Here is a 9,104-nt window from a genome sequence, read left to right as displayed (position 1 = left end):
TATAAATTTATACTTACAGCTTAAACGTATCGTCGCTTAGGTTCTTATTAACCTCAACTTTTTGTACTTCAGCCTTGATCACTTGCGGGCCAACCGTAGTCTCCACCACATAAGGGAACTTTACACCGTTCACCTCTTTGTAGTTGCTGTATACTTTTGTTTGGGTGATTACGCCTTGCGGCCCTTGTAAACTGTTTACCTCTTTCAGGCGAAGGCCGCTGTCTTTAGCGAAGTAGTGAATAGCCTTCTGGCCATTTGGCTGCATAACCTCTACAGCATAGGCATCTTTGCCATCAACTTTCTCCATACCGGTTAGCTTGGTAGTAATGCCCAGTTTACCGTACTGCAATACTGGGAACAAGTTAGCTTCCAGTTTCTGCGTTGCCAGCTGCTCTTTTGGTATCTCCTGGTTGATGCCCTGCATCGGAGCTTCCATTTTGCCTTTATCACCGTTGATGATCACGCGCTGCATCGGGCTGTTGTTCATAGATACCTGCATGGCAAACTTGTCGCTGCCTTTCTGTTGCTGCACCATGGTAAGCTGCATACCCTGAATGCTGGCATTGCTGGTAACAGTAACATCTTTCAGCTTTTCGATATTATTTTTGCCGCCGATGGCTTTAATGTAGTTATCAAGCACAGTCTCGGCAGTAAGGCCAGCCGGCACGCCCATGGCTGCACGATCCACTACTTCGCCGGTTGTGCTGTAGTAGTCTAACTTACCGTCTTTATCGAACTTCTGCAGCTTGTCGGCTACCTCGCCTGCATTACCTACTGCCAAAATATACATTTTATCTGGCTGTATATACTTTTGAGCCACACGCTGGATGTCTTCTGCTGTAACAGCTTCTACTTTTTTCAGGTAGTTAGCATAATAATCTTCTGGCAGTCCGTAACGTGCAGTGTTGATAGCGTAAACAGCTACAGTTGCTGGGTTCTCCAGGCCTCGGCCGTAGCTACCCATTACAAAAGCTTTCGCATCACGCAGTTCATCGTTGCTTACACGCTCGTTACGCATCTTGGTAAGCTCGTTCATAAACTCTACCACAGCGCTATCGGTAACGGCATTACGCACGCTTGCATTGGCGCTAAAACGGCCTAGTATCTCGTCGTTGGTTACGCCAGAGTAGGCACCATAAGTGTAACCATGCGTTTCGCGCAGGTTCTTAAACAGGCGGGCATCCATGCCACCACCTAATATGTTGTTCATCAAAGAAGCAGCTACAGCATCCTCAGCGCCTGGCTTCAGGTCGATTGGGTTGGTTAAGGTAAGTACACTCTGTACAGCGCTTGGTCTATCTACAATAACTACCTGTGTTTGCGATGGCTGTTTTGGCAGGTCATACTTCACATCTTTTACATCGCCCTTTTCCCAGTTTTTAAGCGACTTCTTCAGGAGCTTCTTCATCTCCTTTGGCGTTACATCACCTACAACCGCCAGATAACCAATATTTGGCTTGTAGTAAGTGTTGTAGTAATTCTGGATATCCTGCAGCGTAAAGTTGTCCACTGTCTGATCAGTCATGATCTCGCCGTACGGGTGATCTTTGCCATACAGCACCAGGTTGCGGGTGCGGCTTGCAATGGCATCCGGGTTGTCTTTAGACTGCGCCAGGTTTGCTTTCATCTGCTTTTTGATCTTGTCGAGCTCCTCTTGCGTGAACTTAGGGTTTAGCAGAGCATCAGCAGTAAGATCCATCAATGTTGGCAGGTGCTTTTTAAGCGACGAGGCGTTAAAGCCAGTAGAAGAGAATCCTAATGTTGCTCCGATAAAGTCTACCTGCTCATCTAACTGGTCTTTGGTGCGGTTGGTGGTGCCGGTGCGCATCATCTGGCCTGCAGCCTGCACATAGCCAGCTTTATCACCTTCCAGTATCGGGTCACGGTCTAGTACAAGCGACATAGACACAACCGGCAGCTTGTGGTTTTCTACCACGTATACTTTCAGGCCGTTTTTCAGCGTGAAATGCTCATACTTGCCCAACTCAATTTTAGGAGCCGGACCTGGCGGAGGAGGAGTTTGTTTTGTCTGGGCAGGGGCTACATACACAAGTGCCAACGCCAGAAATGCGGTACTAAAATATTTTTTTATCATGATTTCTCTTCAATTATGACTTGACAAAAGATTTTTATGACAAAGGACAAAAGACTCTCAGAAAGTATAAACCTGATTTCCTTTGTCATAAAGCCCTTTGTCTGAATTGTCCTATGTCTTAAAAATTACTTAGGCTGAGCTGATTTTGGCAGGTAGTGCAGTACTACACGGTTGTTTTTAGTCAGGTACTCGTTAGCCACGCGCTTAATGTCTGCTTTTGTCACGTTCATGTAACGCTGCAATTCAGTATTGATCAGGTTAGCGTCGCCAAAGTATACTGCATAGTTAGCAAGGCTCTCTGCACGGCCAGCAACAGTGCTATTTTGCTGCACGAACTGGCTCTCTACCTGGTTGCGAAGCTTCTGGAACTCACGCTCCGATAGGTCTTCTGTTTTTACGCGCTCAATTTCTGCATTCATGGCTTTCTCAAGGTCATCTACCTCTACGCCCATGTTGGCAATAGCAAAGGTCAGGAACAATCCCGGATCTTCTGTTGGGAACGGTATAGAGGCTGCTGCCACAGCTTTTTGCTGCTTATCTACCAGTGCTTTTGGCAAACGTGCACTCTCGCCGCCGGAAAGTAGAGTGGTTAAGAGAGAAAGGGCATAATAATCATCAGTACCTTGCGCCGGAATGTGGTAAGCATGGATAACGGCTGGCAACTGTATGTTGTCGTAAACTGTTTTACGGCGCTCTTCTGTTTGCTTTGGCTCTGTTACCTTAGGGCGAGGAATCTCTTTGTTACCTTTTGGAATGGCTGCAAAGTACTTCTCGATCATCTTCTTGGTAGCCTCAATATCAATGTCGCCAGCTATAGAAAGTGTGGCGTTATTTGGCACGTAGAAAGTTTTGTAGAAATCGCGGAACTCCTCAATGCTGGCTGCATTCAAGTCTTCAAAAGAACCGATTGGCATAGATTTGTAAGGGTGCTTAGTATAAGCCAGAGAGAATACGTTTTCGCCCATAGAGCCATAAGGCTGGTTATCGATGCGCTCACGCTTCTCTTCCTGTACTACTTTACGCTGCGTTTCAACACCAACCTCGTCTATTTTAGCATGCTTCATACGCTCCGCTTCCAGCCATATGCCAAGTTCAACCTGGTTAGATGGTAGCAGTTCGTAATAGTATGTTCTGTCAAAGGAAGTGTTGGCATTAAGTGCGCCACCGGCTTTCTGCACCAGCGAGCTAAACTGGCCACGCTCAATATTTTCGGTGCCCTCAAACATCAGGTGCTCAAAAAAGTGGGCAAAGCCAGAGCGTCCTTCTACTTCGTTTTTAGAGCCCACATGGTACAGCACCGATACGGCTACATTAGGCGTAGACTTATCCTGATGCAGGATTACGTGCAGGCCGTTCGGGAGGGTGTACTCCGTAAACTCAATCTTGTTGCCCTTGGTCTGCGCCATGGCCATAAGGCCGGAGGCACACCACAGCAGGCATAATAACAGCTTGTGTTTCATTGTGTTTATTTGTTAAAGGAGAATACTAATACTGTTTTTGTAATAGGTAAATTAACTTCTATGAAGTCTAAAATTAGTTCAAATTTGAGGAAGTAGCGAATTTAAAACCCCATATGGGATGCTCAATTCTGCCAATTAAGAGCAAATGCAGATGAACCCAATGATTTTGTAGACGAACTAAAATGTAGCGCTTAACACAGCATGTAATTGCCGCGTTGATGCATAAAGTAAGGCAGTTTGCTAAAAGTATAAGCCTTTAACAGCACGCTAAAATCAATACATCTTAGGCAATTCTATGCCTTTTATTTTACGGTATAGCCCTAATGCAGCCTGGTCGGTAAGGCTGGTTACAAAATCGCAGATGTGGATGATGCGATCGTAATCAGTTGCTGTTTCTGTTAACGCAATGTAGTGCGGCGGTATAAGTGCAGCTAGTTTGCGGTGGTGCTTGGAGTTTTTCTCAAACACGGCTTTTATGCCTGCGTCCAGTAAGCCTCCTAATACCTCAAAGCCGGCTGCCTCTATCTCCAACACTGGGCGGTTCTGGTAAATCAGCTTTATAGATAAGTCTTTTATCTGGTCAAGTATGGGTTTACACTCTAGTTCATTTATCAGCGGCTTATCGTAAGTGCCAGCTAGTAGCTCCTGCTCGTGCTTTAAAAATAATGCAGTTGTCTCATCTATCAGTTTGCCGATGATGCGGGCTCGCAGGTAACCGATTTCCTCTTTCCAGTCAAAAAAGGTTAGGCTTGATTTACGGTCAGGGTTGTCGTTCAGTATCTGGCGCAGCAAACCGATGCCCTGCTCATGCGGAACCAGGCCAAGTTTAAGGCCATCTTCAAAATCAATGATGCGGTAACAGATATCGTCTGCGGCTTCTACTAAAAAGGCTAGTGGGTGGCGGTTGTAAAATACTTCGCCGTCATGCCCTTTCTTTAATAGTCCCAGCTCTTTGGCAATATTGTCAAACCACTGCTTTTCCGTCTGGAAGAAGCCATACTTTTTCTCGCTGGTGTTCTTCGTGTTCAGGATGATCGGAAGCGACTCTTTGGGATACTTGGTAAAAGTAGCCAGCGTAGTATAGGTAAGGCTAAGGCCGCCGGGAAGGTTGCAGTGTGCCGGGTAAGTATAGGTAAGTACTCTAAAGCCTGCTGCATTGCCTTCGTAACGGGTTAAATCAGCTTTTTCTGCCTCTGTTAAGTTTGCTAAGTATGGCTGCGCCTCGCTGCTAAGAAAGTATGCCGATATCGCATCTTCGCCGGAGTGGCCAAATGGTGGGTTGCCGATATCGTGCGCTAAACAGGCTGCTGCTACCACATCACCAAAATCAGCCTCCTGTATATTCTTCTCCTGCGCCAGTTCCGGGTTTCTCTCCAGTATGCTTTTGCCTACAATACGACCTAAAGACCTGCCTACCACCGATGCCTCTAAACTATGCGTAAGCCTGGTGTGCACAAAATCGCTTTCGGGCATAGGCATTACCTGTGTTTTGTTTTGTAGCCTTCTGAAAGCAGAAGAAAACACAATACGATCGTAATCGCGCTGAAACTCACCACGCACCGACTCATCGGAAGTATACTTTTTATCGGAAGTTTCGAAGCGTTTCTTTGAGAGCAGTTTGTCCCAGGTGGTGGTAACGGTGGCAGTTAAAGACATAAGGATGAAAGTATAGAAGGCTTAAGTTAAAAGCACGCTCACGAAAATAGTGCTCAAGAAAAAGATAGCCAAAGTTATTAAATAAGCGAAGCCAATTGGCAGCAGACTGAAGAATGTGCGCAGATAAGACTGTTTGTACACCTGCCGAAGGGCGAAGTATAAGTATAAACCCATAATTAAAAACACTACCCCTTCAAACTCAAGTGTTGGCAAAAGCTGCCCTACCAGCATCGCTACCATCAAAAGTATAAAGTAGAATGTATGCAGGTGGATAGAGAACATCAGGTGCTCTACGTAATTGCGGTTTTGCTTGCGGTAGTACAAGTATAACACCAATGCGAAGAACGGCATCAGCAGGAACATCATAAAAGAGAGGTTCTTAAATAGCTTCTGTTTTGACTCATCGCCGTGACTGGTGAACTTGGCAAACTTATCAGCAAACTCTGATGCAAATTTGTTTTCTCCGATTTCGGACTGCAGGGCCTGCAGCTCTTTAGAATCTTGTGTAATGGTTTTTACTTTTTCGAGTGCAGCGGAGTCGGCGGCAGCGGCAATTAACGAGTCGTTCTGGTTTGTGCTTATCGTAACTCCGGGAAGTACTGTAGTGGCTTCGCTGTTGGGCTTTCCTCCGTTTAATCTAACACTGTTATCGGCAATGAGCGCTAACAGAAAAAAGAAGATTATACTTACGAAAACATACAGCCGAAAGGGCGGAACATAAGAGGCACGCTGCCCGATATTAAATTTTTCGGTGAGCAGGCCCGGTTTAAGTATAAGATACTTTAACGTTATCCAGGCTTTTGTGTCGAAGTGTAAAGTGCCCTCAAAAAACTCTGCGATCAGGTGCTTAACCGGTACATTTAAGTCATGGTTTTCCTGGCCGCAGTTAGGGCAAAAGTTATTCACCTCCTCAAAAATATACCCGCAATTAGGGCATTGCGTAAACTTGCGTCTCTTTTTGGCCATACTGTACTGAGGTTTCAGCATTGATGTGCTACTTCAAATATAAGCATATGGCTATTATAAAGCCAGTTTGAGAAGGTTTCTGTTTTTACAGGAGGCGTTCAACATAAAAAATATCCATAACACAGCATAGCTTATGTTACAAAATATAGATGTTTAAACAGCTTAATAGTGGCTTTAGGTGCGTTAAGCCAATGTTTTGCGATGATAATAGAGTAAAAAGAGGTGTTAGGTGATGTTACAAACAGGGTGAAAAATGCTTTGTTTCGCTGTGGCAGATGTTACAAATTTGCAGTCATACAAATCGTCCTTTCCAAGTTATAAAACAACCTTACCTATATGCTGCTACGAGTAAAATGCTGTCGTAAAAGTATTTGCACGGCATCCGCCTTAATATAGCGTTTATAGGAGAACTGCAACCTTGTAGCTGTAGCTTGCCTTAAAAGCGATGTTATAACCTACATCTGTTTATGTTGTACTGCTCTCAGAGAGAAAAAGTCTTTTTGAGAGCAGTGCAACATTACTTACTAAGCTACTTTAAAGAGAATTGCTTAGGCCGATACCAAATCAGCCTATACGCCTTACAGGTATTTAACTCAGAGTTTCTACAACTTCAGTATCTTAAACTGTCCGCTGTTCGATCTTTCCTGCCACTTTAGGATATACACACCCGGTGCCAAACCGCTTAGCGATACCTCGATAGGTACGTTTAATGTTGACAGCGAAATATTCAGGTCCCGAACCTGCTTACCAGTGGAATTATAAAGTTGTGCGGTTAAGGTTGTGCTGGCCTGTACCAAATAGAGCAGGTTAACGCTGTGTACATCTGGCCCTACTGGGTTAGGGTAAACCCTTAAAACGCGCAGAGATGCCGGGTCTAAAATTCGTACACGTGGCGAGAAGCTGGTGCTGTTGTCGTTGTAAACAACCTTTAGGCGGTAATAGCTTATATCGGCCAGCGGGTTACGGTCAGTGTAGTTATAAAACCCAGATCCTTTAGCATCAACATCGGCAATATCATTCCATTCCGACCCATCATCACTGCGCTGTACTGTATAAAAATCTACATTTTGCTCTTGCCGGGTCTCCCAGTTAAGCACCACTTGGCCACCCTGAAATGCGCCGTCAAAGGTAAATATCTCCGGAGCCAGGTTACACTCGCTGTCTAGCTTAAGTGTCATCGGTGAGATGGGAACGTTACAAGTGATCGGCTGTATACTCCTTTCCATCATCCTGTTTCCGCCCCTAATATCGGCATCGCTGAGATCGCGAACCAACGCCTGGGCCTCTATAGCATAGTGCATAACCGCACGCGGCAGTATTACGTGCCCCAGCTGGTGGGCGTGGCCTAGCTCATGCAATATAACTGTTTCATAGTCATATTGTCTCTCACCTGGTCCTCCCGGGCCATACTGCCAGTTAATGCTGCTGTTAATCGACATGTCAAACTCGCTAAGCCAGAAAAGTGTATCGTTGTCGCAGAGGTAGCCCTCCCAATAGCTAATCGTACTGGCCAACACATTTTCGTCTCCGAATGTTGAGCCCGCAGCAAAACGTATAACAGAAATTTCATCGTCTTTGGCAGCCTCTATATTTGTGGATGCACCTACTTCCCAGTTTACATTTGTAGCGCACGACCAGGTGGTTAAGGCACGTTCAAAACCTTCGCGTGCGGCAGCTCTGTTTTGCATACTTGGGGCATACCGTACTGTATAACCTCCGTCGCCGTTTTTACCTTGTAGCAGCGGTTCAAAAGATCTGATTTTGCTATCGGTTAGGGTTACATTAAGTATAGCATACTCTATTATTAGTTCGGTAAGGCTGTTTATAGCCGTACCATCAGAAGCTGTTACACGTACCACACCCGATCCGGCTGTGCCACCGTTCGCACCCCGCGACGGTATTCTTACTCTTATCTGAGTATTAGACCACGAGATATAATCTTTTAAGCGGGGCTCTACCGTGGTTCTGCCTCCATCATCAGAATTGCGAAACTCCACTTTGCCAGAGCCGCGGGTGCTGCCAAAGTTGTTGCCGTTAATAGTAAGTATGGCACCTGTGCCAGCTGTTGCAACTATAGGCGAGAAGTTTGTTATAACAGGAATAAGCAGGCTGTTCTGTGTTTGCGGCTGGCTGCCTGTTTGGCGTGCATCTACCGCTTTCTGCAACGGGGTGTTTTCCTGCACTACGCGGTAGTTGTTTCCTGCTTTGCTTGTTATTCTATTATATAGCAGCTGCACAGAACTGTAGGTATTAAAAACATCTGTAGCAGATAGCTCCTGCAGGTTATACTTTACAAAGCCCTGCTTGCTGGCGTAGGCTCTTGTGCGTGTGGCTAGGTTGTATGGCGTTGCATTAACTTCTTTTTCCTGTAGCAAGAAGAAAATGCCCTGCTGCCCCTTGTATAGCTCCAGCGCCGCAGATGCCACATGTCTTTTAAGCCCAACGCTGCCTCCTTGTGTTATCAGCTCTACTTCCTGCTCCTGCACGGTGCCTTTAAATACTTTGTAAACCCGGATGATGTTTGAAGTATAAATGTTGGTATGCTCAGCGTTCCAGAAAGACTTCTGTGAAACTACCTCACCCTCAATAATTACTTCTGCATTGGCAACGCGTTCCTCCAGCGGAACAGGGATCATGTGCAGCCTGTTATCGGCAAAAAGGCTAGTAGTTGTGAATAGGGTCAGAATGGTGAGCAGCTGGCTAAGCGTAATACGTACCGGCGAAATAGGAGCTGCATATAGTTTTATCATACTTGCAGATGCGATTATAGATGTAGAGCAAAGTTGCAGCAGCAGCAATAGACTGCAGCAGCGTGTTATACTTACGCAAACTAGTATATAAATGGATATATAGTTAGTAATTTAATATTAAACAGCACAGGAGTTTAAAAACACATCAGCCTGCAAAGTATAAACCTGCAGGCTGAT

5 protein-coding genes are annotated in these 9,104 nt (G+C 45.5%); all 5 read right to left on the bottom strand.

Annotated elements, in window-relative coordinates:
- Positions 1–13 precede the first annotated feature (13 nt).
- On the bottom strand, positions 14–2,095 hold the full coding sequence (locus WG943_RS21135; RefSeq protein WP_340412025.1) for a M16 family metallopeptidase: 2,082 nt from the start codon (positions 2,093–2,095) through the stop codon (positions 14–16).
- Positions 2,096–2,220: 125 nt separating this feature from the next.
- On the bottom strand, positions 2,221–3,555 hold the full coding sequence (locus tag WG943_RS21130; protein ID WP_340412023.1) for a M16 family metallopeptidase: 1,335 nt from the start codon (positions 3,553–3,555) through the stop codon (positions 2,221–2,223).
- A gap of 273 nt (positions 3,556–3,828) precedes the next feature.
- Positions 3,829–5,211, bottom strand: coding sequence for a dGTP triphosphohydrolase (gene dgt / locus WG943_RS21125; protein WP_340412021.1), 1,383 nt, complete (start codon positions 5,209–5,211; stop codon positions 3,829–3,831).
- Positions 5,212–5,232: 21 nt separating this feature from the next.
- Positions 5,233–6,177, bottom strand: a complete 945-nt coding sequence (locus tag WG943_RS21120; protein WP_340412019.1) for a DUF3667 domain-containing protein — start codon at positions 6,175–6,177, stop codon at positions 5,233–5,235.
- A 602-nt stretch (positions 6,178–6,779) separates the two neighbouring features.
- Positions 6,780–8,927, bottom strand: a complete 2,148-nt coding sequence (locus tag WG943_RS21115) for a T9SS type A sorting domain-containing protein (protein WP_340412017.1) — start codon at positions 8,925–8,927, stop codon at positions 6,780–6,782.
- Positions 8,928–9,104 lie beyond the last annotated feature (177 nt).

Source organism: Pontibacter sp. H249 (assembly GCF_037892465.1).
GTDB lineage: Bacteria > Bacteroidota > Bacteroidia > Cytophagales > Hymenobacteraceae > Pontibacter.
Note: the sequence above shows the minus strand (reverse complement) of the source record. Positions and strands in the feature narration are given on the sequence as shown.